2 protein-coding genes are annotated in these 1,306 nt (G+C 28.6%); both read right to left on the reverse strand.

Translation table 11 applies throughout. The features are described from left to right. The coding region (locus ELQ12_RS09670) for a hypothetical protein (protein ID WP_134264751.1) at positions 1–371 on the reverse strand (371 nt) is incomplete at its 3' end. Positions 372–396: 25 nt separating this feature from the next. Further along, positions 397–1,306: TNT domain-containing protein (locus tag ELQ12_RS09675; RefSeq protein ID WP_134264752.1), on the reverse strand; the 910-nt coding region annotated here is incomplete at its 5' end.

Genomic DNA, 1,306 nt, shown 5'->3' on the forward strand with positions numbered 1-1,306 from the left:
TTATCATGTTTAATACCTGCACATAAAGGTTTAAGTGCTTCATCATACCAAATCACTTCTAGTTTTTCTTCTTTAATGATTCTTAGCGCTACCTCTTTTCTATTTTGCATTGAATAGTTCTCATCTACACTAAAATATTTTTGTTCATAATTCATCTGCAACATTTTATCAATTGCTTCTTTTTCATTATCAAAAGAATATTTATATTCAATACCTCCTCTTTCTCCAATATAGATAGTTTCATATTTATTATTATTGGGATTAAACCAAATTGTAAAATGATATTCCCCAGATGTATTATCATAATCACGCCAAGTTACATAGATTAACTTTTCTTCTTCTATAATTAATTCTGCTTGTTCTCTTGTCATTGTTTTTCCTTTATTATTATTATATTTATTTGATAAAGCCCAATTGCATTAAGCTTTCTATGGAAATAGGAAGTTTAATCTGTGTTCCTCCACCTTCTTGATCAAAGCATGGAGATATTTTACCTATTTTTGGGGAATGGAATTCTTTTTTTTCTTTCAACTCTTCAATTTTATTTATTAGTTTATTATTCCCACTCATCTCAACCTTTCTATCAATACTTTCCATATTAATATCTTCTGTTACTTCATATCTTTTATAGGTTTTTTGCACGGCTTCATTGTTTTCATAAGGCAATGATCTTTTTTCATAAGGCATCGCTCCTTTTTTCTCCTTAAAAGGGCAAACAAAACCGCCTGAATTATCTCCATATCTGTCCAGTTTCATCCCTTTTTTTAGAGTGATTTCTTCTGGTTTAGGTGGAATTTTATAACCATCATCATCAGGATATTTAATCTTACCATTTTCACCAATATAATTTGAACTTCTAGGTTTTGGAGTATCTTTAGGCCATATTCCATTATGTTTATAAAGATGAACTTCTTTATCATTTACTTTATTTCTTTTATTTTCATTTTCTAAATATAAAAGCATTTTTGCTTTTTCTTTGCTTTTTTGTGCCGCTCCTAATTTATCTCCTATCCCTTGCCATCTTATCCTATCATACTTAATCTTAGCAAGAGGACTAGCTTGTATTTTAGTTAAAGCAAATTTAATCTTATTGCCTTTAGGTATAGAAAGTACAGGATAGCCTTTATTACTTACTCCTATTAAGCCCATTTGATAAACGGAATATTTATTATTGATTTTATGCTTTGAATAAGTATAAGCAAATACTAAAGCTACTTTAGTACAAGGTCCTCCTTGTATTTCATTATTAAGCATAATAGGAACATTGTCTGATTTTATTCTTTTAGCTTTTTTTGCTTTTAACTTA

It is taken from the genome of Campylobacter sp. US25a, from assembly GCF_004379075.1.
Classification (GTDB): Bacteria; Campylobacterota; Campylobacteria; order Campylobacterales; family Campylobacteraceae; genus Campylobacter_D; species Campylobacter_D jejuni.